The sequence below is a fragment of the Streptomyces nidicola genome, from assembly GCF_050106155.1.
Classification (GTDB): domain Bacteria; phylum Actinomycetota; class Actinomycetes; order Streptomycetales; family Streptomycetaceae; genus Streptomyces.
Genome location: NZ_JBNBPI010000001.1, coordinates 6281809 through 6307153, shown reverse-complemented (window position 1 = coordinate 6307153; position 25345 = coordinate 6281809). Strand labels below are relative to the sequence as shown.

21 protein-coding genes and 3 pseudogenes are annotated in these 25345 nt (G+C 70.9%); 15 read left to right on the top strand and 9 right to left on the bottom strand.

Annotated elements, in window-relative coordinates; all coding sequences use genetic code 11:
• Nucleotide 1: 1 nt before the first annotated feature.
• From ACOKM3_RS28460 to ACOKM3_RS28445, 4 genes are all read left to right on the top strand, one after another.
• Nucleotides 2-1171: an energy-coupling factor transporter transmembrane component T gene (locus tag ACOKM3_RS28460; protein WP_426903865.1), complete on the top strand. Its 1170-nt coding sequence runs from the start codon at nt 2-4 to the stop codon at nt 1169-1171.
• Nucleotides 1168-2829: an ABC transporter ATP-binding protein gene (locus ACOKM3_RS28455; protein ID WP_426903864.1), complete on the top strand. Its 1662-nt coding sequence runs from the start codon at nt 1168-1170 to the stop codon at nt 2827-2829. The genes ACOKM3_RS28460 and ACOKM3_RS28455 overlap by 4 nt, the downstream gene beginning before the upstream one ends.
• On the top strand, nt 2826-3671 hold the full coding sequence (locus ACOKM3_RS28450) for an ECF transporter S component (protein ID WP_426903863.1): 846 nt from the start codon (nt 2826-2828) through the stop codon (nt 3669-3671). Before ACOKM3_RS28455 ends, ACOKM3_RS28450 begins: the two co-directional genes overlap by 4 nt.
• 216 nt (nt 3672-3887) lie before the next feature.
• A complete protein-coding gene (locus tag ACOKM3_RS28445; protein ID WP_327663561.1) occupies nt 3888-4298 on the top strand; it encodes an aggregation-promoting factor C-terminal-like domain-containing protein in 411 nt (136 codons plus the stop codon).
• A 65-nt stretch (nt 4299-4363) separates the two neighbouring features.
• Here the strand turns inward: ACOKM3_RS28445 and ACOKM3_RS28440 are convergent, their stop codons facing one another.
• Together ACOKM3_RS28440 and ACOKM3_RS28435 are read right to left on the bottom strand one after the other, a co-directional pair.
• Nucleotides 4364-5656, bottom strand: a complete 1293-nt coding sequence (locus ACOKM3_RS28440; protein WP_426903862.1) for an alpha/beta hydrolase family protein — start codon at nt 5654-5656, stop codon at nt 4364-4366.
• 95 nt (nt 5657-5751) lie between these two features.
• Nucleotides 5752-6921: a steroid 3-ketoacyl-CoA thiolase gene (locus ACOKM3_RS28435; RefSeq protein ID WP_426903861.1), complete on the bottom strand. Its 1170-nt coding sequence runs from the start codon at nt 6919-6921 to the stop codon at nt 5752-5754.
• 254 nt (nt 6922-7175) lie between these two features.
• Here ACOKM3_RS28435 and ACOKM3_RS28430 point away from each other — a divergent pair.
• A pseudogene (locus tag ACOKM3_RS28430) lies at nt 7176-8417 on the top strand (cytochrome P450); the annotation flags it as partial.
• On the opposite strand, the gene ACOKM3_RS28425 reads toward ACOKM3_RS28430, so the two are convergent.
• Nucleotides 8311-10365: a bifunctional glycosyltransferase 87/phosphatase PAP2 family protein gene (locus ACOKM3_RS28425; protein WP_426903860.1), complete on the bottom strand. Its 2055-nt coding sequence runs from the start codon at nt 10363-10365 to the stop codon at nt 8311-8313. The pseudogene ACOKM3_RS28430 and the gene ACOKM3_RS28425 overlap by 107 nt on opposite strands.
• 358 nt (nt 10366-10723) lie before the next feature.
• Here ACOKM3_RS28425 and ACOKM3_RS28420 point away from each other — a divergent pair, with 358 nt between their 5' ends.
• The 4 genes and pseudogenes from ACOKM3_RS28420 to ACOKM3_RS28405 form a co-directional block, all read left to right on the top strand.
• Nucleotides 10724-12109, top strand: a complete 1386-nt coding sequence (locus tag ACOKM3_RS28420; protein WP_426903859.1) for an MFS transporter — start codon at nt 10724-10726, stop codon at nt 12107-12109.
• A gap of 125 nt (nt 12110-12234) precedes the next feature.
• Nucleotides 12235-12459: pseudogene (locus ACOKM3_RS28415) on the top strand (methyltransferase); the annotation flags it as partial.
• A 184-nt stretch (nt 12460-12643) separates the two neighbouring features.
• Nucleotides 12644-13867 carry an RNA-guided endonuclease InsQ/TnpB family protein gene (locus tag ACOKM3_RS28410; RefSeq protein WP_426903858.1) on the top strand — a complete coding sequence of 408 codons (1224 nt, stop codon included), beginning with the start codon at nt 12644-12646 and terminating at the stop codon, nt 13865-13867.
• Between the two features lie 61 nt (nt 13868-13928).
• Nucleotides 13929-14154 (top strand): annotated as a pseudogene (locus ACOKM3_RS28405) (O-methyltransferase); the annotation flags it as partial.
• On the opposite strand, the gene ACOKM3_RS28400 reads toward ACOKM3_RS28405, so the two are convergent.
• A complete protein-coding gene (locus tag ACOKM3_RS28400; protein WP_426903857.1) occupies nt 14139-14546 on the bottom strand; it encodes a hypothetical protein in 408 nt (135 codons plus the stop codon). The pseudogene ACOKM3_RS28405 and the gene ACOKM3_RS28400 sit on opposite strands and share 16 nt — an antisense overlap.
• A gap of 85 nt (nt 14547-14631) precedes the next feature.
• Here ACOKM3_RS28400 and ACOKM3_RS28395 point away from each other — a divergent pair, with 85 nt between their 5' ends.
• Together ACOKM3_RS28395 and ACOKM3_RS28390 are read left to right on the top strand one after the other, a co-directional pair.
• Nucleotides 14632-15057 (top strand): DnaJ family domain-containing protein, encoded by a 426-nt coding sequence (locus tag ACOKM3_RS28395; protein WP_426903856.1) that lies wholly within the window; start codon nt 14632-14634, stop codon nt 15055-15057.
• Nucleotides 15058-15082: 25 nt separating this feature from the next.
• Nucleotides 15083-15400, top strand: a complete 318-nt coding sequence (locus tag ACOKM3_RS28390) for an antibiotic biosynthesis monooxygenase family protein (RefSeq protein WP_426903855.1) — start codon at nt 15083-15085, stop codon at nt 15398-15400.
• A 496-nt stretch (nt 15401-15896) separates the two neighbouring features.
• On the opposite strand, the gene ACOKM3_RS28385 is transcribed toward ACOKM3_RS28390, so the two are convergent.
• A complete protein-coding gene (locus tag ACOKM3_RS28385; protein WP_426903854.1) occupies nt 15897-16487 on the bottom strand; it encodes a hypothetical protein in 591 nt (196 codons plus the stop codon).
• Nucleotides 16488-16492: 5 nt separating this feature from the next.
• Nucleotides 16493-17146, bottom strand: a complete 654-nt coding sequence (locus tag ACOKM3_RS28380) for a hypothetical protein (protein WP_426903853.1) — start codon at nt 17144-17146, stop codon at nt 16493-16495.
• A 126-nt stretch (nt 17147-17272) separates the two neighbouring features.
• Here ACOKM3_RS28380 and ACOKM3_RS28375 point away from each other — a divergent pair, with 126 nt between their 5' ends.
• Nucleotides 17273-17827: a GNAT family N-acetyltransferase gene (locus ACOKM3_RS28375; RefSeq protein WP_426903852.1), complete on the top strand. Its 555-nt coding sequence runs from the start codon at nt 17273-17275 to the stop codon at nt 17825-17827.
• Here ACOKM3_RS28375 and ACOKM3_RS28370 read toward each other — a convergent pair.
• Nucleotides 17754-19826: a DHA2 family efflux MFS transporter permease subunit gene (locus ACOKM3_RS28370; protein WP_426903851.1), complete on the bottom strand. Its 2073-nt coding sequence runs from the start codon at nt 19824-19826 to the stop codon at nt 17754-17756. The genes ACOKM3_RS28375 and ACOKM3_RS28370 overlap by 74 nt on opposite strands.
• 253 nt (nt 19827-20079) lie before the next feature.
• Here ACOKM3_RS28370 and ACOKM3_RS28365 point away from each other — a divergent pair, with 253 nt between their 5' ends.
• Nucleotides 20080-20916 carry a peptidoglycan-binding domain-containing protein gene (locus ACOKM3_RS28365; protein WP_426903850.1) on the top strand — a complete coding sequence of 279 codons (837 nt, stop codon included), beginning with the start codon at nt 20080-20082 and terminating at the stop codon, nt 20914-20916.
• Between the two features lie 104 nt (nt 20917-21020).
• Here the strand turns inward: ACOKM3_RS28365 and ACOKM3_RS28360 are convergent, their stop codons facing one another.
• Nucleotides 21021-21704 carry an HAD-IA family hydrolase gene (locus ACOKM3_RS28360; protein WP_426903849.1) on the bottom strand — a complete coding sequence of 228 codons (684 nt, stop codon included), beginning with the start codon at nt 21702-21704 and terminating at the stop codon, nt 21021-21023.
• A gap of 151 nt (nt 21705-21855) precedes the next feature.
• A complete protein-coding gene (locus ACOKM3_RS28355) occupies nt 21856-22602 on the bottom strand; it encodes a DUF4142 domain-containing protein (protein ID WP_426903848.1) in 747 nt (248 codons plus the stop codon).
• A gap of 285 nt (nt 22603-22887) precedes the next feature.
• Between ACOKM3_RS28355 and ACOKM3_RS28350 the strand changes: the two genes are divergently transcribed.
• Together ACOKM3_RS28350 and ACOKM3_RS28345 are read left to right on the top strand one after the other, a co-directional pair.
• Nucleotides 22888-23532 (top strand): HNH endonuclease family protein, encoded by a 645-nt coding sequence (locus ACOKM3_RS28350; protein WP_426906917.1) that lies wholly within the window; start codon nt 22888-22890, stop codon nt 23530-23532.
• 137 nt (nt 23533-23669) lie between these two features.
• The gene (locus ACOKM3_RS28345; RefSeq protein WP_426903847.1) at nt 23670-25307 is read left to right on the top strand and encodes an alkaline phosphatase D family protein; all 1638 of its coding nucleotides are present in this window, start codon (nt 23670-23672) and stop codon (nt 25305-25307) included.
• Nucleotides 25308-25345: the final 38 nt, after the last annotated feature.

Genomic DNA, 25345 nt, shown 5'->3' with positions numbered 1-25345 from the left:
CATGGCCGCCTCCCAGCTCCGCGCCCCCAGGGCCCACCGCTCCAACTCGCTGCACCCCGGCGCCTGGTGGATCTGGGCGCTCGGCCTCGGTACTGCCGCGTCCCGCACCACGAACCCGCTGCTGCTCGCGCTGCTGATCGGCGTCGCCGGGTACGTGGTGGCGGCGCGCCGCACGGAGGCGCCGTGGGCGCGTTCGTACGGGGCGTTCGTGAAGCTGGCGCTGGCCGTGCTCGGCATCCGCCTGGTCTTCGCGACGCTGCTCGGCTCGGCGATCCCGGGTACGCACCTGCTGTTCACGCTGCCCGAGATGCCGCTGCCGGACTGGGCGCAAGGGGTGCGGATCGGCGGCCCGGTGACACTCGAAGGCCTCGTCTTCGCGCTCTACGACGGCCTGAAGCTGGCCACGCTCCTCATCTGCGTGGGCGCCGCGAACGCGCTCGCCTCCCCCTCCCGGCTGCTCAAGTCGCTGCCGGGCGCGCTGTACGAGGCCGGGGTCGCGGTCGTGGTGGCGATGACGTTCGCCCCGAACCTGGTCGCGGACGTCCGCAGGCTGCGCGCGGCGCGGCGCCTGCGCGGCCGCCCGGACCGCGGCCTGCGCGGGCTGCTCCAGGTCGGGCTCCCGGTCCTGGAGGGCGCGTTGGAGCGCTCGGTGTCCCTGGCCGCCGCCATGGACGCGCGCGGCTACGGCCGGACCGCCGAGGTGCCGCCCGCCGTCCGCCGTGCCACGGCCGCGCTCACGCTGGGCGGCCTCATCGGGGTGTGCGCGGGAACGTACGGACTGCTCGCGGCGTCCGGAGCCGGATACGGGCTCCCGGTGCTGCTGGCCGGGGTGGCGGCCGCGCTCGGCGGACTCTGGCTGGGCGGTCGCCGCACGGTACGCACCCGCTACCGGCCCGACGTGTGGGGCGTGCGGGCCTGGCTGGTCGCGGCGTCCGGAGCGGTGGCCGCGGCGGTCATGATCTGGACCGGCACCCGGGACCCGGCATCCCTCCAGCCGCCGGTGGTCCCGCTCGCGGCGCCGGAGCTGCCGCTGTGGCCGGCGGCGGGCATCCTGCTCGGCCTGCTCCCGGCCTTCCTCGCACCCGCTCCCGACAGGCCGGCCGGGACGAATCCCGACAAGCCGACTTCCGACAAGCCGATTCCCTGCAAGCCGACGGAGGCGTCGTCATGATCCGCTTCGAGAACGTCTCCGTGACCTACGACGGCGCCTCACGCCCCACCGTCGACGGCATCCAACTCCACGTACCCGAGGGGGAGTTGATGCTCCTCGCGGGACCGTCAGGGGTGGGCAAGTCCACACTCCTCGGAGCGGTGAGCGGACTGGTCCCGCACTTCACGGGCGGCACGCTCGCGGGCCAGGTCACCGTCGCCGGCCGCGACACCCGTACGCACAAGCCGCGCGAACTCGCCGACGTCGTCGGCACGGTGGGCCAGGACCCGCTCGCGCACTTCGTGACGGACACGGTCGAGGACGAACTCGCGTACGGCATGGAGTCGTTGGGCCTGACCCCACCGGTCATGCGCCGCCGCGTGGAGGAGACCCTCGACCTCCTCGGCCTCGCCGACCTGCGCGACCGCCCCATCTCCACGCTCTCCGGCGGCCAGCAGCAGCGCGTCGCGATCGGCTCCGTCCTCACCCCGCACCCCCAGGTCCTGGTCCTCGACGAACCGACGTCCGCCCTCGACCCGGCAGCGGCGGAAGAGGTCCTCTCGGTCCTGCAACGCCTGGTCCACGACCTGGGCACCACGGTCCTGATGGCCGAACACCGCCTGGAACGCGTCATCCAGTACGCGGACCAGGTGGCACTGCTACCGAGCCCGGGCGAGCCCTTGACGGTGGGCGCCCCGGCCGACGTCATGGCGGTGTCCCCGGTCTACCCCCCGGTGGTCGGCCTGGGCCGCCTGGCGGGCTGGGACCCACTCCCCCTGACGGTGCGCAATGCGCGACGCGCGGCGACCGACCTGAAACTCCGGCTCGCGCAATCAACGCCGGGGGCCAATCGAGAAGCTCGGGCAAATCAAGCCCCGCTCTGGGACGAGAGCCAGCGGGGTCCGGGGCAGAGCCCCGCGACGTCAACCACGTTGGCCGCAACCAAGAACCTGGGCGTACGCCGCGGACGGATCGAAGCCATCCGCCACATCACCCTCACGGTCACCACCGGCGAGGTGCTCGCGCTGATGGGTCGCAACGGCGCCGGCAAATCGACCCTGCTCTCGACCCTCGTCGGCATGATCAAGCCGACCTCCGGCACAGTCACGACCGGCGGAGCCACCCCCCACAAGACCACCCCCCGCGACCTCATCCGCAAGGTGGGCCTCGTCCCCCAGGAACCCCGCGACCTGCTCTGCGCGGACACGGTCGCGGCGGAGTGCGCGGCGGCGGACAAGGACGCGTCCGCCACCCCCGGCACCTGCCGCGCGCTCCTGACCGACCTCCTCCCCGGCATCGCCGACGACACCCACCCCCGCGACCTCTCCGAGGGCCAGCGCCTCACCCTGGCCCTGGCGATCGTACTGACGGCGGCCCCGCCGCTGCTCCTCCTCGACGAGCCGACCCGCGGCCTGGACTACGCGGCCAAGTCCCGCCTCGTCACGATCCTGCGGAAGCTCGCGGCCGAGGGTCACGCCATCGTCATGGCGACGCACGACGTGGAGCTGGCGGCGGAGCTGACCCACCGCGTGGCGATCCTCGCGGACGGCGAGATCGTGGCCGACGGCCCCACCCCCGACATCGTCACGTCGTCCCCGTCCTTCGCCCCGCAGGTCGCGAAGATCCTGGCGCCGCAGCGCTGGCTCACGGTCTCCGAGGTAGAGAGGGCCCTGGCATGACGGGGACCACGACACCACTGCCCGTCACGGGCCGCGCGAACCCCGTACGCCTCGGCCCGCGCTCCATCGCCGCCCTGCTCCTGGTGAGCGCCGTCGGCGTGGTCGGCATCGGCTGGCCGCTGATCACAGGGCCCGGGTCCGAGGTGAACGCGCACGCGCAGGACGCGCCCTGGCTGTTCGCGGCGCTGCTCGTGCTGCTGGTCGCCGTGGTCGCGGCCACGATCTCGGAGTCCGGCATGGGCCCCAAGGCGGTGGCGATGCTCGGTGTGCTGGCGGCCGCGGGGGCGGCGCTGCGGCCCATCGGCGCGGGGACGGCCGGCCTGGAGCCGATGTTCTTCCTGATGGTCCTCAGCGGCCGGGTCCTCGGGCCCGGCTTCGGCTTCGTCCTCGGCTCGCTCAGCATGTTCACCTCGGCGCTGCTGACCGGGGGCGTCGGCCCCTGGATGCCGTTCCAGATGCTGTCGATGGGCTGGTTCACGATGGGCGCGGGACTCCTCCCCGGCGCCCACGCCCTGCGCGGCCGCGCCGAGCGCGTCATGCTCGCCGCCTACGGCTTCCTGGCCGCGTTCGCGTACGGCACGATCATGAATCTCGCGGGCTGGCCGTTCATGAACGCGCTGGCCTCCTCCGTGGCGTACCAGCCGGACGCCGCGCTGCACGAGAACCTGGCCCGCTTCCTCGCGTACTGCGCGGCGACCTCGCTCGGCTGGGACCTGGGGCGTGCGGCGCTCACCGTCGTCCTGACGCTGGTCGCGGGCGGCGCCGTCCTGAAGGCGCTGCGCCGGGCCACGCGGCGGGCCGCCTTCGAGGCCCAGGTCACATTCGACGAGCCGCGGGCGTGAAGCCCCCCACATGACCCACGTCACGTACTAAGCGGGACCGTAGTCCCTTGGCGCGCCTTCCCTACGTCACACAACGGACATTTACCCCAGACTCCATCGAGTCCGACTTTCCTTAGTAAAAGCCAACATTGCTTCCGCCCGTCGGTCTTTGTTTCTGTGGAGCAACCGCAAGGCACCACGCCCTGCGGCCCCCCGTCCCCCACGGAAGGTCACGTTTTGTCCGCCACGCTCCTGCGCCGTATCGCCACTCCGAAGAAGGCCATCGCCGGCGTCACCCTCGCCGCCGCCACGACCGGTTTCCTCTTCGCATCGGCCCCGGCCCAGGCCGCGTCGACGTCGGGCTCGGCGAAGGCCATCGCCCAGCAGAAGATCTCGAACTCGGCCCAGTTCAGCTGCTTCGACAAGATCGTGTCCCATGAGAGCGGCTGGAACCCGAACGCGACGAACGCCTCCACCGGCGCCTACGGCCTCGTCCAGGCGCTGCCCGCCAACAAGATGGCGTCGGCCGGCGGCGACTGGAAGACGAACCCCGAGACGCAGATCGAGTGGGGCGTGAAGTACATGAACGACCGCTACGGCAGCGCCTGCGGCGCGTGGAGCCACTGGCAGTCCAACGGTTGGTACTGACCGACCCCAAAACCTTGGCGAGGCGGCACCTTCCGGGTGCCGCCTCTTCTGTGCGTCGTGTCCCGTCACCGGCGCGCCTGCGCGATGAACCAGGTCGTCACCTTCGGTGCCGCCGACGCGAACGAGCCGAAGTGGTCCACCGGACCCTGGTCGAGGACCGGTACGTTCACCGCCCCTTCCCCCTTCAAGCGCGCCGCGCAACTGCGCGCGTTACCGATCGGGACATCCGTGTCGCCGGAACTCGCGTACAGCCGCACCGGAACGTCCGGCTTCCAGGCGCACGCCCCGTCGTTCGCCTCCATGGCCTCCTTCAGGGCGCCCGTCGGGTGCGCCATTCGCGCGTAGAACTCAGGGGTGAGCAGTTCCTTCACGGTCGCGGGGAGGCCCTTCGCCACGTCCTCCTCCGTGTGGTCCCCGTCGAAGAGCGACTCGACGCGGTCCGCGTACGGCGCGCGGAACACCTCGCCCGGGTCCTTGTAGAAGGGGTGCAGCCGGTTCTGGGCGACGAGGAAGTACGCGGTGTAGAAGCGGCCGCTGGTGTCGTTGACGCGGCCGTCGAAGAGTGCCGGGATCTCCACGCCCGACAGGTCGTAGGGGCCACTGACCGGGGCGAGCGCCCGCAGCCGCAAGGAGCGGTCCGCGCCGCGCTGAAGCGCGTCACCGAGCGCCATCGCGACCTGCCCGCCCTGGGAGAACCCGGTCGCGTAGACGTCGCCGGTGAGCGCGCGGCCGAGTCCGGGCGCGGCCTGCCGGGCGGCGCGCAGCATGTCGAGCGAGGCGGTCACGGACGAGGCGGTGTCCATGTACGGGTGGAGTCCGGGGCCTCGACCGAGTCCGAGGTAGTCGGGAGCGGCGACGGCGAACCCGGCGGAGGCGTTCAGGTACGAGGGGATGCGCCCGAAGTCGTCGCCTACGGACGGCGCGTAGTCGCGGTCGACCATGGTGCCGTGGGTGTCGGAGACGAGGCCGAGCCGGTGCGCGCCCGCGGTGGGGAGCGTGAACAGGCCGGTGGCGAGCGTGGGTTGTCCGTACGCGTCGACGGTCCGGTAGGTCAGCCGGTACGCCTGCACGCCGTACCGCACGGATGCGGTGTCCATGTCGCGCTCTGCGAGCCATCCCCGTACCCCCGCCCGGTCGAATCCCGCGACGGGCGTGACGGAGACGAGGCCGCCGCGCCGCGCGGCCGGGTCGTGCTGCCGTACTGCTGCCGCGGCGGAGGGGTCGAGGGCGACGGCGGCGGGAGCGGCGACGCCCCCGGCGAGCAGCAGCGCGGCGCCCACGCCGAGCGCCCTTCGGGACCACGAACCGCCCCTGGGTGAGGGGGAGTCGACCGAGGCGTCGTACGTGTCGTTTGTCATGACTCGAAGGTATGGATCGCCCCCGCGCCCCGACATCCGAACCGCCCCCGAACCCGGGGTGGGCATAACCCCACCCCGCGGACACCGGGGAACCCCTAGAGGCGCTGGATGATCGTGCCCGTGGACAGCGCCCCGCCCGCGCACATCGTGATGAGCGCGAACTCCTTGTCCCGCCGCTCCAGTTCGTGCAACGCCGACGTGATCAGCCGCGCCCCCGTCGCCCCCACCGGATGCCCGAGGGCGATCGCGCCACCGTTCACGTTCACCTTCTCCAGGTCCTGCTCGAAGACCTGCGCCCAGCTCAACACCACTGACGCGAACGCCTCGTTGATCTCGACGACGTCGATGTCCTTCAGGGACATCCCCGCCTTGCCGAGCACCGCCCGCGTCGCGTCGACCGGCCCGTCCAGGTGGTAGTGCGGGTCCGCGCCGACCAGCGCCTGCGCCACGATCCGCGCCCGCGGCTTCAGCTTGAGCGCCCGCGCCATCCGCTTCGACGCCCACATGATGGCGGAGGCCCCGTCGGAGATCTGCGAGGAGTTGCCCGCCGTGTGCACGGCCGTCGGCATCACCGGCTTGAGCTTCGAGAGGCCCTCCATGCTCGTGTCGCGCAGGCCCTCGTCACGGTCGACGAGCCGCCACATGCCCTGCCCCGCGGCCTGCTCCTCCTCCGTGGTGGGCACCTGCACCGCGAACGTCTCGCGTTTGAAGCGCTCCTCGGCCCAGGCGGTGGCGGCCCGCTCCTGGGATATGAGGCCGAGCGAGTCCACGTTCTCCCGGGTCAACTCCCGCCTGCGCGCGATGCGTTCGGCGGCCTCGAACTGGTTGGGCAGATCCACGTTCCACTCGTCGGGGAACGGCTTGCCGGGCCCGTGCTTGGAGCCGGACCCCAGCGGCACGCGCGACATCGCCTCCACGCCACAGCTGATCCCCACGTCGATGACGCCCGCCGCGATCATGTTCGCGGTCATGTGCGAGGCCTGCTGGGACGAACCGCACTGACAGTCCACCGTCGTCGCGGCCGTCTCGTACGGCAGGCCCATCGTGAGCCAGGCCGTGCGCGCCGGGTTCATGGACTGCTCGCCCGCGTGCGTGACCGTGCCGCCGACGATCTGCTCGACGCAGTCCGGCTGGATGCCCGTACGGCCGAGGAGTTCGCGATAGGTCTCGCCCAGTAGATAGGCGGGATGCAGATTGGCCAGCGCGCCGCCGCGCTTGCCGATCGGGGTGCGTACGGCTTCGACGATGACGGGCTCGGCTGCCATGACCTACGTCCTCTCCAGGATTCCCGGACCAGCGCGATCAGAACTGGACGAACTTCGCGCGAACTCCCCGCACGCGAAACTAGAACGCGTACCAGTTCTGCTTGCAGTCTCGGGTCCCTTACCCCCGGTACGCAAGGGGCGTGCACGCACAACGCACCGAACCGACACGGCCGCGGGCCTTGCTACTTCTAGAACCCGTTATTACCTTCCAAGCCATAACTGACGGCTCGTCAGACCACCACGGGAGTGACTCCATGCCGTGCCCCGCGCTGCCCGACGGGTTCGACTTCACGGACCCCGACCTCCTCCAACACCGCGTGCCCCACCCGGAGTTCGCCCAGCTCCGGCAGACCGAACCGGTCCGCTGGATCCAGCAGGAGACCGGCATCTCCGGCTTCGACGACTCCGGCTACTGGGCCGTGACCCGACACGCGGACGTCAAATACGTCTCCACTCACCCGGAGATCTACTCGTCCAACATCAACACCGCCGTGATCCGCTTCAACGAGTCGATCCAGCGCGACCAGATCGACGTACAGAAGATGATCATGCTCAATATGGACCCGCCCGAGCACACCCGGGTGCGCCAGATAGTGCAGCGCGGGTTCACTCCGCGCGCCATCCGGTCCCTGGAGGAGAAGCTCCGCAACCGCGCCGGCGACATCGTCGCCAAGGCAGTCCAACAGGCGGGTCCCGACGGCTCGTTCGACTTCGTCACGAACGTCGCCGTCGAGCTGCCGTTGCAGGCCATCGCCGAACTCATCGGCATCGAGCAGAAGGACCGCTCCAAGGTCTTCGACTGGTCCAACAAGATGGTCGCGTACGACGACCCGGAGTACGCGATCACCGAGGAGATCGGCGCCGAGGCCGCCATGGAGATCGTCGGCTACGCGATGAACCTCGCGGCCGACCGCAAGAAGTGCCCGGCCAAGGACATCGTGAGCCAGCTGGTCGCGGCCGAGGACGAGGGCAACCTGTCCTCCGACGAGTTCGGCTTCTTCGTGATCCTGCTCGCCGTCGCCGGCAACGAGACGACCCGCAATGCCATCACCCACGGCATGCACGCCTTCCTCACCCACCCCGACCAGTGGGAGCTCTACAAGCGGGACCGCCCGAGCACCGCGGCCGAGGAGATCGTGCGCTGGGCGACCCCGGTCGTCTCCTTCCAGCGGACCGCCACGCAGGACACCGAGCTCGGCGGACAGAAGATCAAGGCGGGCGACCGGGTCGGCCTCTTCTACTCCTCCGCCAATCACGACCCGGAGGTCTTCGAGAACCCGGACACCTTCGACATCACCCGCGACCCCAATCCGCACCTCGGCTTCGGCGGCGGCGGACCGCACTTCTGCCTCGGCAAGTCCCTGGCGATCCTGGAGATCGACCTGATCTTCAACGCCCTGGCGGACGCGGTGCCCGATCTGCGTCTCGCGGGGGATCCCCGCCGACTGCGTGCCGCGTGGCTGAACGGAGTGAAGGAACTTCAGGTCGCTGCTGCCGGGGCCCCGACAGCAGGTACGTAAGCCCGAACCCGGCCCCCACCACCACCGCCCCGCCCACCGCGTCGAGCACCCAGTGGTTCCCCGTCGCCACGATCGCGGACACCGTGAACAAGGGGTGGATGAGGCCGAGCGCCTTCATCCACCACTTCGGGGCGAGGGCCACGATGACGAGGCCGCACCACAGGGACCAGCCGAAGTGCAGCGAGGGCATCGCCGCGTACTGGTTGGTGACCGCGGTGAGCGTCCCGTAGTCCGGCTTGGAGAAGTCCTGCACGCCGTGGACCGTGTCGATGAAGCCCAGCGTGGGCATCAGGCGCGGCGGCGCGAGCGGGTACAGCCAGAAGCCGACGAGGGCCAGGACCGTCGCGAAGCCGAGGGAGGTGCGCGCCCAGCGGTAGTCCGCGGGGCGGCGCACATAGAGGACCGCGAGGACCGTCAGCGGCACCACAAAGTGAAAGGACGTGTAGTAAAAGTCGAAGAAATTGCGCAGCCATCCGACCGATACGACCGCATGGTTCGCCCAGTGCTCGATGTCGATGCGCAGGAACCGCTCCACCGCGTGCACCTGCGCCCCGTGCTCCTCGGCGCGCGGCCTGCCGCCCGCCGCGACGATCCTGACCTGCTGATACGCGGAGTATCCGACGCGGATCAGGAGCAGTTCGAGCAGCAGGTTGGGGCGGGCGAGCGCACGCCGCCACACCGGCAGCAGCGGCACCCACGCCCAGCGGGCGGGGACCGGCTCCGTATAGACGGTGGGCCGCGCGGCCCCGAAGGCCGGATCCGTACGCCGCAGGAAGGGGACGGCGCAGGCCGCGGCGAGCACGGCGACCAGCACAAGGTTGTCCCGCAGCGGCGCGAGCACCGGCATCTGCGGCAGTACCGCGGAGGCCGGCAGCGTCATCACCAGGACGACGGCGACCGGCCACACCGCCCGGTCGGCGGCCTTGGCCCCCACCCGGCCGACGACGGCGAGCAGCACCCACAGGAGCTGGTGCTGCCAGGTCGTCGGGGACACGGCGACCGCGACGCAGCCGGTGACCGCGACGGCGAGCAGCAGCTGCCCGTCGCGCGCGTACGTGATGGAGCGGCGCAGACCGAGCGCGGCCACGGCGGCGCCGAGGGCCAGGAAGAGGGCGATCTCCAGCGGCCCCTGGAGCCCCAGGCGCAGCAGCATGCCGTGCAGTGACTGGTTGGCGGTCGCGGCCGGATCGGTGGCGAGACCGGTGCCCGCCAGGTGATGCACCCAGTACGTCCATGAGTCCTGCGGCATCGCGAGCCAGGCGATGCCGGTGCCCGCGGCGAAGGCGGCGCCCGTCGCGGCGGCGGCCCGCCTGCGCCCGGTGAACCACAGCAGCGGCGCGAACAGCAGCACGGTCGGCTGGAGCGCGGCGGCGACGCCGATCAGGACTCCGGACGCCGTCTGGCCGCGCACCGCGAAGCAGCCGAGCAGCACGAGCAGGACCGGCAGGATGCTGGTCTGGCCGAGCGTGAACGCGTTGCGCACCGGCAGCGACAGCATGAGCAGACTGATCGCGACGGGCGCCGCGAAGAGCGCCGTACGCCGGGACACGGGCGGCGGCAGGGCGCGCGCGGCGACCACGCCGAGCGCGACGACAAGGGCCAGCGAGCCGAACGTCCAGCCCCAGCCGAGCGCCTGCTCGGCCGCGCGCGCGAGCGGCTTGAGGACCAGCCCCGCGAACGGTGGACCGGTGAACCGGTCGGGCGCGTCGTACAGCGAGCCGCTGACGTGCAGCACCCCATCGGGTCCGATCCAGGTCTCCAGATCGGTGAGGCGCTCACCCGGAGGAGCGCTCAGCACCGCGACAAGTTGACGCGCGCCCAGTACGGCCGCGATCAGCCACAGGCCGGCGCGCAGCACGCCGAGCCGCCCCGTCACCGGATCCGTGGATCCCGGCGCCGCCCCTCCATGCTCCGCGTTCGCCACGCCTTTCGGACCTCCCGCTCAACTCGACCGGTTCACCGACATTCACCGCACATCCAGATAAGACGCAGGCAACTGCTCGTTCGCCTGTCTGTCCACCGGGATTTGACGGTTAGGCAGTGTCTTCGGCCACTTTGTCCCGGCCTTCACACGTGCGGTTCCGCGACATAGATCACAAGAATTTGCATCAGCACCGTGCGAAGGCTTTGACGTTTCCCCAGGCCGGAGGGGGTTTCCTCACGGAGGGAAGTTAACCGAACACTACCCGTTGCGGGCGCGGGCGCCCCTATGGTCGATGCGTCGGCCGTTCCGCGTGAACGGCCGTTGTTCATGTCCCCGACGAAAGGAAGGCGAAGGACCCGTGTCCAGCGCCACTTCCATCGCCCCCAGTACCGGCCGGTCCGCCGCCCCCGCGAAGGACCGCACCTCATCCGAGCCCACCACCACCGACCCCGCGCTGGTCAAGCGCGCGGTCAAGGCGGCAGCCCTCGGCAACGCGATGGAGTGGTTCGACTTCGGCGTCTACGGCTACCTGACCGCGACGCTCGGGCACGTCTTCTTCCCCGCGGCATCGAGCACGGCACAGGTCCTGTCCACGCTCGGCACCTTCGCCGCCGCCTTCCTCGTGCGCCCCATCGGCGGCGCCTTCTTCGGCCCGCTCGGCGACCGCATCGGCCGTCAGCGCGTCCTCGCCATCACCATGATCATGATGTCGGCGGGCACCTTCGCGATCGGCCTGATCCCGTCGCACGGCGCCATCGGCATCTGGGCCCCGGTGCTGCTGATCGTGGCCCGCATGGTGCAGGGCTTCTCGGCCGGTGGTGAGTACGGCGGTGCCTGCACGTTCATCGCCGAGTACGCGCCCGACAAGCGCCGCGGCTTCTTCGGCTCGTTCCTTGAGCTCGGCACGAACGCCGGTTACGTCGCCGGCGCCGCGCTCGCGACGGTGCTCACGACGACGATGGCCACCGACGACCTCTACAGCTGGGGCTGGCGCATCCCGTTCCTGGTCGCGGGCCCGATCGGCCTGGTCGGTCTCTACGTCCGGATGAAGCTCGAGGAGACCCCGGCGTTCAAGAAGCTGGCGGACGAGGCCGAGGCGAAGGAGAAGTCCCGCCCGAAGCCGAAGCTGAAGGAGATGTTCGTCGGCAACGCGAAGCCGATGTTCCTGTGCATCGCGCTGGTCCTGGTCTTCAACGTGACCGACTACATGCTGCTCTCCTACATGCCGACGTTCCTCAGCGAGGAGCTCAGCTACGACGCCACGCACGGCACGCTGATCCTGATCGGCGTGATGCTGCTGATGATGGCCGTGCAGCTTCCGATGGGTCTCGCCAACGACCGCTTCGGCCACCGCTGGGTGATCGGCATCGGCTGCGCCGGCTTCCTGGCGCTCTCCATTCCGGCGCTGCTGCTGATCCAGCAGGGCTCGACCTGGGCGATCGCGCTCGGCCTCGCCGCGCTCGGCCTGCTGCTCGTCTCCTTCACCTCGTCGATGCCGTCGACGCTGCCCGCGCTGTTCGACACGAAGGTCCGCTACGGCTCCCTGGCCGTCAGCTTCAACCTGTCCGTCTCGATCTTCGGTGGTACGACGCCGCTGGTCGTGGCCTCCCTCATCGCGGCCACGGGCAACCTGATGATCCCGGCGTACTACATGATGGCCGCGGCCGTCATCGGCGGTATCGCGGTGTGGCGCATGAAGGAGTCCGCGGGCAAGCCGCTGCCGGGCTCGCCGCCGGCGGTGTGACGCACACGTAGTTCTTCAACACGCGCAGTTCTTCGAGCGGGCGGGGCCGAAGCGATATTCACAGCTTCGGCCCCGCCCGCTTTTCCTTTCCCCGTGCCTACGCTCCCCTGCCTACGCTGACGGCCATGACGACTCACCCACACTCCGGTCCGCCCGAGTCCACGGCCGCCGTCGACGCCTACCTCGGCGACCTGCTCGCCCCCGCCGACGAGGCCCTGGCCGCGGCCCTCTCCGACAGCGAGGCGGCGGGCCTGCCCGGCATCAACGTCTCGGCCACCAACGGGAAACTGCTGCACCTGATCGCCCGGATCCAGGGCGCCCGCCGGATCCTGGAGATCGGCACGCTCGGCGTTACCGGGATTCATTCGCAGTGCATCGGGCTTCAGCCCGGTGGTGAAGCGAATCTGGTGACTGCGCTGCGGGGCGTCGCGGTGTCGTTTCGGCGGAGCCGGACAGCGCGGCCGCGGGCGAGGGTGATAGGGGGAACGGGTGTTCCCGGTTACGGAGGGTGTGGTCCGTTCGTACGATCCTCGCATGCAGCTTCGGTACGCCTTCCGGTTGTATCCGGAGCCTGGTCAACGCGCCTCGTTGGCGCGGGCGTTCGGGTGCGCCCGTGTCGTGTTCAACGATGCGGTGCGTGCCCGCGAGGACGCCCGCAGGGCCGGTCGGCCTTCCCCCACGGCCGGGGAGCTGTCCCGCTCTCTGATCACCGAGGCCAAACGGACGGGTGAGCGGTCCTGGCTGGGTGAGGTGTCCGCGGTCGTGCTCCAGCAGTCCCTGCGGGACGCCGAAGCCGCCTACCGCAACTTCTTCGCCTCCCTCAAAGGCGCCCGCAACGGCCCGCGACTTGGCCCGCCCCGCTTCAAGTCCCGCAAGGACGCCCGGCAGTCGGTCCGGTTCACTGCCAACGCCCGCTGGAACATCACCGACCGTGGCCGCCTGAACCTGCCGAAAATCGGCGCGGTGAAAGTGAAGTGGTCCCGCACCCTGCCCACCACCCCCACCTCGGTCACCGTCATCAAGGACGCGGCAGGCCGGTACTTCGCCTCCTTCGTCATCGACACCGACCCTGCCGCCGACCAGGCGCGGATGCCGGCAACCGACCGCACCATCGGCATCGATCTCGGACTCACCCACTTCGCCGTCCTGTCCGACGGCACGAAGATCGACTCCCCGCGCTTTTTGCGGCGCGCGGAGAAGAAGCTGAAGAAGGCCCAGCGGGAGCTGTCCCGCAAACAGAAGGGATCCAAAAACCGGGCCAAGGCCCGCCTCAAAGTCGCCCGCGCACACGCCCAGGTGACCGACGCACGCCGCGAGTTCCACCACCAGCTCTCCACGAAGCTGATCTCCGAGAACCAAGGGATCGCCGTGGAGGACCTGTCGGTGGCGGGACTGGCGCGCACCAGGCTGGCCAAATCCGTGCACGACGCCGGATGGTCAACCTTCGTCGGCATGCTGGCATACAAAGCGGCACGGTACGGCCGCACCCTGGTGAAGATCGGCCGCTTCGAGCCCACCTCCCAGACCTGCTCCACCTGCGGCGTCAAGGACGGCCCCAAACCCCTGAACGTCCGGGAATGGACGTGTACCGCCTGCGGGACGCTCCATGACCGGGACATCAACGCCGCGATCAACATCAAGACGGCCGCCGGACTGGCGGTATCGGCCTGCGGAGCGCCGGTAAGACCGGGAGCAGTCCCGGCACAGCGCACAGAAACAGGAAGCCACGGAATCCCGACCCAAGCCCGTGCCGCGTAGCGGCACAGCATTCGGTCGGGAAGGCCAGAATCCTCGGGCTTCAGCCCGAGGAGCAAGTCAACTGGAGTGGGCGCTGCGCATGACGCATCCGGGCAGCGTGATCGTCGTCGACAACGTGGTGCGCGGCGGCCGTGTGACGAACGCCGACTCCACGGAGGGCGACGTCGTCGGCACGCGCGCCGCGCTCCAACTCCTCGGCGGACCACCCGAAGTTGGACGCGACGGCGATCCAGACGGTGGGCTCGAAGGGGCACGACGGCTTCGCGCTGGCCTACGTGAGTTCGTGACAGAAGCCGATGTGCACGCTGCGCGGCCCGCTCCGGTCGGCCACGAGCACCTCACCGGAGGAGCCGCGCGGCAGCGCCAGCACCCCGCCGTACGCGACGGACTGTCCGAGCCCGTGTCCCTGCGGCCCGAACCGCACCCGTACCTCGGATGCGGGGTCGTCCTGCGAGCCGCGCAGCCAGAACAGGATCCAGTCGCCTTCCGGTCCGCACCGGAACTCCAGATGCACCCGCGACACGAACAGCCAGTCGTCCGGGGTCACGAGTCGGCACACGCTCGCGTCGCGGCCGACGCACAGCACGGATCCCGGCTCGCTCCGGGCCTCGGCCATGGCCATCGCGGCCGTCGCACCCTCGTCGCCACCGGCCATGGTGGCCATGGTCAGTTCGAGCACCGCGCTCCCCCCACCACCGTCGTTGCTTGGTCACCCGTTGTCTCGCAGCCTATGGCGCCACGATCCGCTCTGGGACACTTGCTTCATGACCGAACGCAAACCGCCCGGAGTCAGCTTCGAGTCATTCGTCGACAAGCAGATCCGTGACGCGGAACGACGCGGGGAGTTCTCCTCGCTGCCCGGAGCGGGCAAGCCGCTCGAATCCTCGGCCGACTCCACGTACGACGAGAACTGGTGGATCAAGGGGAAGCTGCGCCGCGAGGGCTTCTCCGTCCTGCCGCCCTCCCTCGCCCTGCGCAAGGAGGCCGAGGACACCCTCGCCGCGCTGCCGAAGGCCCCGTCGGAACGCGTCGTGCGCCGCACGATCACGGAACTCAACGACAAGATCCGCGACATGATGTTCAAACCGCCGCCCGGCCCGCCGCTCGGCCTGAAGCCGTACACGGCGGAGGAGATCGAGGAGCTCGTACGGGAGTGGCGAGAGGCGCGGCCGGGGCGCGAGTCGGCCTGAGAGGGCGCTGAGGCACGATGGACGCATGAGCGTAGTCAAGATCAACGTACTGACCGTTCCCGCCGAGCAGCGGGAAACCCTGGAGAAGCGCTTCGCGTCCCGCGCCGGTGCCGTGGAGAACTCCGACGGCTTCGAATGGTTCGAGCTTCTCCGCCCCATCGAGGGGACTGACGACTACCTGGTGTACACGCGGTGGCGTGACGAGGAGTCGTTCCAGGCCTGGATGGAGGGCCCGATGAAGTCGGCCCACCAGGGCGGCGCCGACCGCCCGAAGCCGGCGTCGAGCAGCGCCGCGGTGTGGTCCTTCGAGGTCGTCCAACAGGCCGCGCCCAAGTCGGCGTAACACCTCCGGCGTCCTGGGCTGACGGGGGCGGGGCTGCCCGGTGTCAGTGGTCCGGGCATGGCCCACTGCTCCGGCGGCGGCGCCGGGGGCTGGCCGCTGTATTGGCCGACGGCACCGGGGCTCCGGGGCCTCCCGTCGGCCACGCCGCCTCGGGCTCGCCCTGCGGATCCCTCGCTCGCTTCTCCCACGCCCACCTCCCACCGCCCGCCCCCTCCGGGGGCTCCCGCCCCGAAGGGGGCGGCCTTGACGGGAGCCGGGGCGGCCCGGCAGCGCCCGGGACCCGGCGCCCCGGAGGCCGGTCGGCCGACCGGGGCTCCTACCGAGAGGTGGGGCCGCCCTGTGGCCGGACTCATCTACCGGCTACCCCGGTCCCGGGCAACCGACCCGGGGCCGGGGCAGCCGGGCCGGGTGTCCCCCGGGCGACCGGGCCGGATGGTCCGTGCAACCGGGCCGCCGGCAGCTCCCGGGCGACCGGTCACCCCCGAGGCGCCACCCCTCAGAGGCTCAGCAGCCGCTCCGCCGTCTCCCGGTAATCCCGGAGGGCCTGCCGGAGTTGCTCCGTGTCGTCCGGGGAGCCCTGCCAGGACGTGCGCAGGGTGCGGCGATGGCCGGCGAGGGTTTCCGTGAGGCGGGCCGTCAGGTCCTCCAGGACGTGGTCGGCCTCCTCCACCGCGGCGCGCGGCTCGTCGACGAAGCCGGTGAGCGCGTGCCGCAGCCGGCCTTCGATTGCATCGCGCTCGCCCGCCGGAACGAGGCCGTAGCGCCGCCCGGCACGTGTCCCGCGCTCGGGGCCGGCCTGGCCACCCGCCACAGGTCCCGCCTCACGGCCCACCATGGGGTCCACCCCACGGCCCACCCGACGATCCACCGCCGGGTCCGCCTCACGCCCCACCGCGGGATCCACCCCACGGCCCACCCCGCGATCCACCGCCGGGTCCGCCTCACGCCCCACCATGGGGTCCACCTCGCGGCGCGCCCCACGGTCCGCCCCGCGATCCACCGCCGGGTCCGTCTCACGCCCCGCCGTCGGATCCACCGCGACCCCCTTGTCCACGCCGTCGGCCTGCGCGCGCTCGATGTCTGTCATGGGTCTCAACTCCCCTTCGCCAGGCGGCCCTTGAAGACGCCGTGGCGTTTGTTCGCGTGGTGGTGTGCGGGGCGGTCCGGGGTGTGGGTGCGGGACGTCGCACGGTCCGGGCCGACCAGTTCGTCGAAGAGCGGCCGCGCCTCGACCATCGCCTCGCGCAGCTCCTCCGTACCGGCCCTGCTCTCCTCCGCGCTGCCCGTGCGGGCGTGCGCCGCGCGGTGCACGCGCCGGTATCCGTGCACGTGCGGACCGTGGTGGACGGAGAGCGCGTCGAGTTGCTCGTCGTAGCGGCCGCCGTCCGGGAAGCCGCGCTCGTGCGCCAGGTCGGCGAGGAGCAGATCCGCCTCGGCGACGGCGACGTCCGGGGATTCGACGAAGCGTTCCTGGGCGTCGGCCCAGCGCGTCAGATACCGCTCACGCGCGGCGGGGTCCAGCGGCTGCTCGCGCAGCGCACCGTGGCGCCGCACACGCTCGGCCAACTCCCGCTCCGCGGCCTTGGTGTCGCCGTCGTGCCGCGCCACGGCCCGCTCGTACTCGGGCCCGAACCGGCGCCGAAGACCGCGCCCGCCTCGGGGTGCGGTGCGCGCGGCGAAGAAACCGGCCGCGACCACGATCACGACCCCCACCACGACCAGAGCGATGATCAAGCCTGTGGACATGACTGCCTTCCCTCAACTGTGGCTGTTCCACGCCGGGTTGCCCCCGCCGGCGCCCTGAAACAGATCGGTACCGGCCACGGCGTATCCCGGTTGCGCCCACCCACCCCACCGGCCTCACCATGTCCCATGAACACCACGTCCTGGACCGTCGCCCCGGAGCCGTACGACTCCCCCGCAGCGGCCGCGCTCTGGCGCGCGTACTACACGGAGGTGAGCGACCGGTGGTATCTGCTGCACGAGGGTCATGTGACGGATCCGGTCGAACTGGAGCGGGCGATCGTCTCCGAGTCGGGAAGTGAACTGGCGCCGCCGCGCGGGCAGTTGCTGCTCGCGCGGTTCGCGGGTGAGCCCGCGGGGACGGCGGGCGTACGAATGGTGGACGCGGTCACGGCCGAGCTCACGCGCGTCTACGTACGCGAGGACCTGCGCGGCAAGGGCGGCGCCGCCCTCCTGGTGGCCGCCGCCGAGGACGCGGCCCGTGCGCTCGGCGCCACCGCGATCCGCCTCGACACCCGCGACGACCTGGTGGAGGCGCGGTCCCTGTACGCGCGGCTCGGCTACGAGGAGACGGCGCCGCACAACGACGACGTCTACGCCGAGCACTGGTTCAGGAAGCCGCTGGCGCCGCCCCCGCGCTCGCGTGCGGCCGCTCCCCGTCCGAGCCGCACATCTCCATGTTGAGGTCGGCCACCAGCTGGACGAGGTCGCGGGGGCGGTCCGGGCCCCACCAGTCGCCGAGCAGCTCGGCGAGGGACTCCTCGCGGGCCCGCGCGAGCCGTTCGGCGACCACGCGGCCCTCGTCGGTGAGGATCAGGTCGGGGCCCTCGCGCACGGCGAGGCGGCGCTCCTCGACCTGACGGGCCGCGTCGAGGATCACCGGCAGCGGGATCGCCGTGTACTCGGCGAGCACGCCCGGCTCGGCCCACCCGTTGCGATGGGTGCGCAGCACCAGCCAACTGGCCGCGGGCAGCAGGTCGTAGCCGGCCTTGGCGGTGATCTTCTCGTACACCTCGCGGCGCCCCTCGCGGCTGCCGAGCGTCGACAGGGCGCGCACCGTCTCGTCGTACGAGGAGCGCTCGACGGGGTTGCTGGCGAGCGTCTCGGTGACGTCGGGCGCGGTGACCGAGCCGCGCAGCGGGTCCTCGTGCAGCAGCAGCGCGAGCGCGAAGGCGAGCAGCGTGACCGGGACCGCGTAGAGGAAGACGTCGGTGATGGACGTGGAGTAGGCGTGGATGACCGGCGCCTGGATGTCCGGCGGGAGGGAGGCGATGCCTCGCGGATCGGCGCCGAGGGAGTCCGGGGTGACGCCCGGCGGCAGCTGCCGTCCGGTGAGCGCGTCGCCGAGCCTGCTGCCGAGCTGGTTCGCGAAGATCGTGCCGAAGATCGCCACACCGAACGAGGCGCCGATGGAGCGGAAGAACGTGGCGCCCGATGTGGCCACGCCCAGATCCTCGTACGGGACGGCGTTCTGCACGATCAGGACCAGGACCTGCATGACGAGGCCGAGGCCCGCGCCGAAGACGAAGAAGTACAGGCTCATGATGCCGGTGGCCGTGTGCTCGTCCATGTTGTGCAGGAGCAGCAGCCCGATCAGGGTGATGGCCGTGCCGGCGACCGGGAACATCTTCCAGCGCCCGGTGCGGCTGACGACCTGCCCGGACACGGTGGTCGACAGCAGGATGCCGAAGACCATCGGGAGCATGTGCACGCCCGACATGGTCGGCGTGACGCCCTGCACGACCTGGAGGAACGTCGGCAGGTACGTCATCGCGCCGAACATCGCGAAGCCGATGACGAAGCTGATGATCGCGGAGAGGGTGAAGGTGCGGACCCGGAACAGTCGCATCGGCAGCACCGGCTCCGACGCCCGGAACTCCACGAACACGAAGGCCGCACCGAGTACGACGCCGAGCGCCGCGAGCCCGATGATCTGCGGCGAGCCCCAGGCCCACGTGGTGCCGCCGAGCGAGGCGACCAGGACGAGGCAGGTGGCGACGGAGGCGACGAGGAACGTGCCGAGGTAGTCGATACGGTGCTTGGTCGAGCGGACCGGGATGTGCAGCGCCGCGGCGATCACGAGGAGTGCGACGACGCCGATCGGCAGATTGACGTAGAAGACCCACCGCCAGCTCAGATGCTCCGTGAACAGTCCGCCGAGCAGCGGCCCGAGCACACTCGTCGCACCGAAGACGGCACCGAACAGCCCCTGGTACTTGCCGCGTTCGCGCGGCGAGACGATGTCACCGACGATCGCCATGGACAGCACCATCAGGCCACCGCCGCCGAGCCCTTGAAGCGCACGGAAGCCGATCAACTGCCCCATGTTCTGCGAGAGTCCGCACAGCGCGGACCCCACCAGGAAGATCAGGATGGCCAGTTGGAAGAGCTTCTTGCGCCCGTACTGGTCACCGAGCTTTCCCCACAGCGGGGTCGCCGCCGTCGCGGCGAGCATGTACGCGGTGACGACCCAGGACAGATGCTCCAGGCCGCCCAGATCGCTGACGATGGTCGGCAGGGCCGTCGAGACGATCGTCTGGTCGAGCGAGGCCAGCAGCATGCCGAGCAGCAGCGCGCCGATCGACACGAGGACGCCACCGGACTTGGCGTTCTCCTTGGGCGCGGCGGGAGCTCCGCGACCACTGTCTCCCGGCCCCACGCTGTCGATGTCCTGGCTGCTCATGGCCACCTCCGAAGCCGGCCCGGCACGGACGCGGCCGGGTGCTTGGTACTTCCCATCCTGGTAGGTGTGACCAGGTTTGGCCTGTTGAGTCATGCGGCGCTCGAAGTTTTACGCGGCGTCGTACGGTCACGGCGTGCACACGGGTGCTGACGAGGGTTTATGGGACCGGCGCTGCGGTCGGGGCCCACGGGTCTGCATAATGCGCTGAAGAGACCCGGCGGGGGGCCGGAGCGCTCGGAGGGGGTTCCCAGCGGTGAGCGAAGAACGTCGCACGTGTCCGGAGTGCGGGACCGAGGAAGGTCCCGACGGCGCGCCGTCCTGCGCCTGCGAGCCGGAAGCCTTCGCTCCGCTCCGCGTCCGCCCCTATGTCTCGCTCTCGGAGCCCTCGCAGCCGACCCCGCCGCGGGCCGCCGACCCGTACGCGTATCCGCCGCCGCCTCCGCACACCGCGGACGATGACACCGACGACGGCCCGGACCCGGACGAGTCGGCCAAACACGGCCGGATGCTGCTGCTCTCCGCGGTCACGGCCGTGCTGAGCGTGGCGACCCTGGTCACGGTGCTGATCACGTCCCCGGGCGACGACGACGCCTCGGCCTCGGACAACACGGCCGCGACGGCGACGGCGATGACACTCGCCCCGTCCCGTCCGGCGACCCCCACCAAACGCTCCGCGTCCCCGTCACCGACGGATCCCACATCCGCCCCGCCCTCCCCCTCACACACCCGGACGGTCACACCGTCCCCCACCCCGACCAGCAAGAAGCCCGAGTCGGACTCGAAGAAGCGCAGCAAGAGCCCGTCCCCCTCGACCTCCCGCACGACGTCGTCGTCGAGGCCGGCGGACACGGCAACCCTGCGCAAGGGGGACAGTGGCCGCGAGGTCGCCGAACTCCAGTGGCGCCTCAAGCAGTTGAACATCTACGTAGGCGAAATCACCGGCGACTTCGACAGCCCCACGGAGTCAGCGGTCGGCACCTACCAACTCTCCCGAGGCATCCAGGACGACAAGCGCGGCGAATACGGCCCACCAACACGAACAGCCTTGGAACGAGAAACCGGCGGCCAACGGGGGCCGGGACACGGGTAGCCAAAAGGGGCGCGGGGCTGTGTCTATTTGCGGCTGCCGCCGCGGGGCGCGCCCAGCCACGCTATGGCGCAATCCGAGGACTACGCCGCCACCTGTGGCCCAGGTCAGACGTCACCCACGTGCAGCGCAACCTCACCACGCCCAAGAACCTCAACCCGCACACCCGAAAGGTCCGGCACACAAACGGTCGCCCCGTGCCCCAGGGCCCTGGGCCCAACCCCCACAACCCGCATCCCCGCGGAGCACCCCGCCGCGATACCCGCCCCCGAGTCCTCGAAGACAACGCAATCGGCCGGATCGACCCCCAGCTCGGCCGCTCCCTTGAGGAACCCCTCGGGATCGGGCTTGCTGGCCCCCACGTTCTCCGCGGTCACCCGCACCGCCGGATACGCGAGCCCCGCCGCCCCCATCCGCGCCGTCGAGAGCGCGAGGTCGGCCGACGTGACGAGGGCGTGCGCGACGCCACCCGCGACGAGTGACTCGAGGAAGCGCGGAGCGCCCGGCACGGCGACGACGCCCTCCACGTCGGAGGTCTCCTCGGCGAGCATCCGCGCGTTGTCCGCGTAGTTCTCCTCCATCGGCCGCTCGGGGAGCAGCTCGGCCAGCGTGGCGTGTGCCTGGCGGCCGTGCGCGACGGAGAGGACGTACTCCGCGTCGAATCCGTGGGCGGCCGCCCAGCGGCGCCAGATCCGCTCGACGACGGCGTCGGAGTTGACGAGCGTGCCGTCCATGTCGAGGAGCAGTGCGCGCGCCTTCAGAACAGTGGGAACAGTGGGCGTGGCCGACATCGGCGGGCTCCAGACTGCGGAGGGCTACGGAGAGCTGCGGAGGCAGAAGGGAAACAAGGCGGCCCCGCCCGCTGGTCAGGGTTTAACGGGCGGGTGCCACTTTGTTTCTCCACGATACAAAAACTCCCCCGAAGATCGCCACCCGCCCCCCTCACCGCGTCGTCGGCGGCGACGACGGGAACGTCTTCGTATACGGATTCGGCAGCCCCGGCGGCGCGATCAGCGCGACCTGGGGCGCCCCGGGCTGCGGCACCGGCGGGGTCATCTGCGCCTTCGGGACCCGCGGCGGCCCGGTCTGCTCGGCGAGGGCCTGGTCCATGTTGACGAGGCCGGTCTTCTCCAGGACCTCCATATGGTCGCGCACGACGTCGTTGGCCTCGTTCGCGAGCCGCCGTATCTCGGCGTTCTGGGTGGTGGCCCGGATATTGCTGATGGCCGGGAAGATCTGCCCGTGCGTCACGCGCATGATGTTCGACGCCGTGGAGTCGAACTCCTTGCCGCGCTTGGACTCCACGGTCGCCACGAACTGCTGCTGCTGCGGCGTGGGTTGGTTGGGCAGGGTGATGCCCAGGTCCTGGGAGATCTTGCGGCAACTGGCGTCCAGCAGCGAGTGCCCGACGACGAGGTGCTGCCCGGCCGTCTTCATCTCCGGCGTCGTCCCCCGCTTCAACACCTCCTGACCCAGGGGGAATTCCCACAGCCCCGCCGACCTGACCTTGACCACGAAGTCCCGGTCGGCCTCGGTGAGCGGCCCCCAGCGGGTGCTGCCGACGACGCGCGCCTGCGTCGTGGTCGTGTTCTGCACACCGAGCATGGCCGGATAGGCCAGGGCCGAGACGGTCACGATCAACGCGCCGATCACGAAGAAGTTTCCGGCCGTGGAGCGCGAGAGTCGCATGGTGCCTCCAGTCACGAACGAGGGATACCGGAGAGTACGGACGCGGACCCCGGACCGATCAGCGCTCGGCGAAAAATCCCCTCGTTCTTTTTCGCGCCCGGCCGCCGCCAACTCCTGTTTTGCCGGGCCTACTTGTGATCGACCTCCGGGCCCGCCACCATATTGACGCGACCCTGCCACACGGGGCGCCCCCACAGCACCCGCGGCACACGGCACGGCAGACCCCACGTAACTCCACCCCACCTCAAGGGAGTTCACATGCACCCCACCTCGACCTCGCACCGCATACGCCCGGTCTACGCGCGTCGATCCTCGTTCGCCGCGGCCGCCACCGGCGTCACCGCCCTCGCCCTGCTGCTCGCCGCCCCGTCCGCCCAGGCCTCCCCTCCCACCCCCATCAGCGGCGCCACCGCCCGTACGTACCTCGGCGAGCTGACGGAGAAGGCGGAAGGTTCCTCCGACGGCTACAGCCGCGAGAAGTTCCCGCACTGGATCACCCAGTCCGGCGCGTGCAACACCCGCGAGGAGGTCCTCAAGCGCGACGGCAAGAACGTCCAGACGGACTCCAACTGCGCAGCCACCTCGGGCAGTTGGTACTCGGAGTACGACGGCGCGACCTGGACGGCATCCGGCGACGTGGACATCGACCACATCGTCCCGCTGTCCGAGGCGTGGAAGTCGGGCGCCAGCTCCTGGACCAACGACGCGCGCCAGGGCTTCGCCAACGACCTCACTCGGCCGCAGCTCATCGCGGTCACCGACAACGTCAACCAGTCCAAGGGCGACCAGGACCCGGCCGAGTGGATGCCCTCGCGCACCGCGTACACCTGCACGTATCTGCGGATGTGGGTCCAGGTGAAGCACTACTACAAGCTCAGCGTCGACCCGGCGGAGAAGTCCGCGATCCAGTCGGGACTCAGCGGCTGCTGAGGGCTCCGCCGAGGACTCTGCTGAGCGCTCCGCCGAGGCCCGTGGAAAACAGGGCCGCCGGAACCACCCCGCCCACCTCCGACGTTCCGTACCGTACGGGGCCGGAACGTCGGAGGACACGAGCGGGAGGCGATCACGTGGCGAGGCTGCGCCTTGGACCACTGCTGCGGTACGTGGACGAGGAGACGGCGACGGTCTGGGTCGAGGCGAGCCGACCCTGCGTCGCCGAGGTGCGCTGCGCGGACGGCGCGTCGGGCAGCGCACCCACGTTCCAGGTCGACGGGCACCACTACGCGCTCATCCCGGTCACCGGCCTCACCCCCGGCACCGAGACCACGTACGAGGTGACCCTCGACGGCGACCGGCCGGTCTGGCCACTGCCCGACTCCCCCTATCCCGCGAGCACCATCCGCACCCCGTCGTACGAGGCCGGGGGCCCCGTCCGCGTCACCTTCGGCTCCTGCCGCTGGGCGGCCCCGCCCGCCGACGAGCACGATCCGGTGGGCCCGGACGCCCTCGACACCCTGGCCGCCCGCATCGCCGCGGACCCGGACGGCGAGCGCCCGGACGTCCTCGTCCTGCTCGGCGACCAGGTCTACGCGGACGAGACCTCACCGGCGACGCAGGCGTGGCTGGCCCGCCGCCGCGACCTGTCGGAGCCACCGGGCACGGAGGTCGCGGACTACCAGGAGTACACCCACCTCTACTACGAGTCGTGGCTCGACCCGGAGGTCCGCTGGCTGCTCTCCACGGTCCCCAGCTGCATGATCTTCGACGATCACGACCTGATCGACGACTGGAACACCAGCGCCTCCTGGCTCGCGGACATGCGCGAGATCCCGTGGTGGCGCGAGCGCCTGCTGAGCGGCCTGATGTCGTACTGGGTGCACCAGCACATCGGCAATCTGTCACCGGCGGCGCTCGCCACCGACCCGGTCTACGCGGCCGTCCGGGCCACCCCCGACGGCACGGACGCGCTCCGCGAGTTCGCCGCCCGCGCCGACACGGACCCCGACTCGGTCCGCTGGAGCTACCGCCGCGACTTCGGCCGCGTACGGCTTCTCATGGTGGACACCCGGGCGGCCCGCGTCCTCGACGAACAACACCGGGCGATGCTCGCGCCCAGCGAAACAAAGTGGCTGCGCGAGCAGACCCTCGCGGACCACGGCACGTACGACCACCTCCTCATCGGCACGTCGCTGCCCTGGCTGCTCCCGCATCTCATCCACGACGCCGAGGGCTGGAACGCGGCGCTGTGCCGGGGCGAACGGGGGCCGCGCTGGGCGCGGTTCGGGGAGGACCTGCGACGCAGGGCGGACCTCGAACACTGGGCAGCGTTCCCCAAGTCCTTCGACGCCCTCGCCGACCTGATCGCCGAGGCCGGCTCGGGGCCCGCCGCGCCCGCGACGATCTCGGTCCTCTCCGGCGACGTCCACCACGCCTACGTCGCCGAACCGACCTGGCCCGCGACCACCGAGGCACCGAGCGCCCGCGTCCTCCAACTCACGTGCTCCCCGGTGCACAACTCCGTCCCCGCCTCGATACGCCTCGGCTTCCGCTTCGGCTGGAGCCGCTTCGGACGCGTCATCGGCCGCCGCTTCGCCCGCCACGCCCGCTCGGGCACCCCCCGCATCGCCTGGCGCCGCACCGGCGGCCCCTGGTTCGGCAACCAACTCATGACCCTGACCCTCCACTCCCGCACCGCCCACCTGACCCTCGACCAGGCGGACGCGGGCCGGGGCCTGGTCCGGGCGGACGAGCGAAGGCTGACGTAATCCAAGCCCCCGTGGCACTTGCGCATTGCGCCCACATC

Bases quoted from the DNA above. Each gene is read 5' to 3' on its own strand.
- ACOKM3_RS28440 (WP_426903862.1), bottom strand. From the start codon at position 5,656: ATGACAAACGACACGTACGACGCCTCGGTCGACTCCCCCTCACCCAGG.
- ACOKM3_RS28450 (WP_426903863.1), top strand. From the start codon at position 2,826: ATGACGGGGACCACGACACCACTGCCCGTCACGGGCCGCGCGAACCCC.
- ACOKM3_RS28460 (WP_426903865.1), top strand. From the start codon at position 2: ATGGCCGCCTCCCAGCTCCGCGCCCCCAGGGCCCACCGCTCCAACTCG.
- ACOKM3_RS28435 (WP_426903861.1), bottom strand. From the start codon at position 6,921: ATGGCAGCCGAGCCCGTCATCGTCGAAGCCGTACGCACCCCGATCGGC.
- ACOKM3_RS28360 (WP_426903849.1), bottom strand. From the start codon at position 21,704: ATGTCGGCCACGCCCACTGTTCCCACTGTTCTGAAGGCGCGCGCACTG.
- ACOKM3_RS28355 (WP_426903848.1), bottom strand. From the start codon at position 22,602: ATGCGACTCTCGCGCTCCACGGCCGGAAACTTCTTCGTGATCGGCGCG.
- ACOKM3_RS28410 (WP_426903858.1), top strand. From the start codon at position 12,644: ATGCAGCTTCGGTACGCCTTCCGGTTGTATCCGGAGCCTGGTCAACGC.
- ACOKM3_RS28375 (WP_426903852.1), top strand. From the start codon at position 17,273: ATGAACACCACGTCCTGGACCGTCGCCCCGGAGCCGTACGACTCCCCC.
- ACOKM3_RS28370 (WP_426903851.1), bottom strand. From the start codon at position 19,826: ATGAGCAGCCAGGACATCGACAGCGTGGGGCCGGGAGACAGTGGTCGC.
- ACOKM3_RS28395 (WP_426903856.1), top strand. From the start codon at position 14,632: ATGACCGAACGCAAACCGCCCGGAGTCAGCTTCGAGTCATTCGTCGAC.
- ACOKM3_RS28380 (WP_426903853.1), bottom strand. From the start codon at position 17,146: ATGTCCACAGGCTTGATCATCGCTCTGGTCGTGGTGGGGGTCGTGATC.
- ACOKM3_RS28455 (WP_426903864.1), top strand. From the start codon at position 1,168: ATGATCCGCTTCGAGAACGTCTCCGTGACCTACGACGGCGCCTCACGC.
- ACOKM3_RS28390 (WP_426903855.1), top strand. From the start codon at position 15,083: ATGAGCGTAGTCAAGATCAACGTACTGACCGTTCCCGCCGAGCAGCGG.
- ACOKM3_RS28385 (WP_426903854.1), bottom strand. From the start codon at position 16,487: ATGACAGACATCGAGCGCGCGCAGGCCGACGGCGTGGACAAGGGGGTC.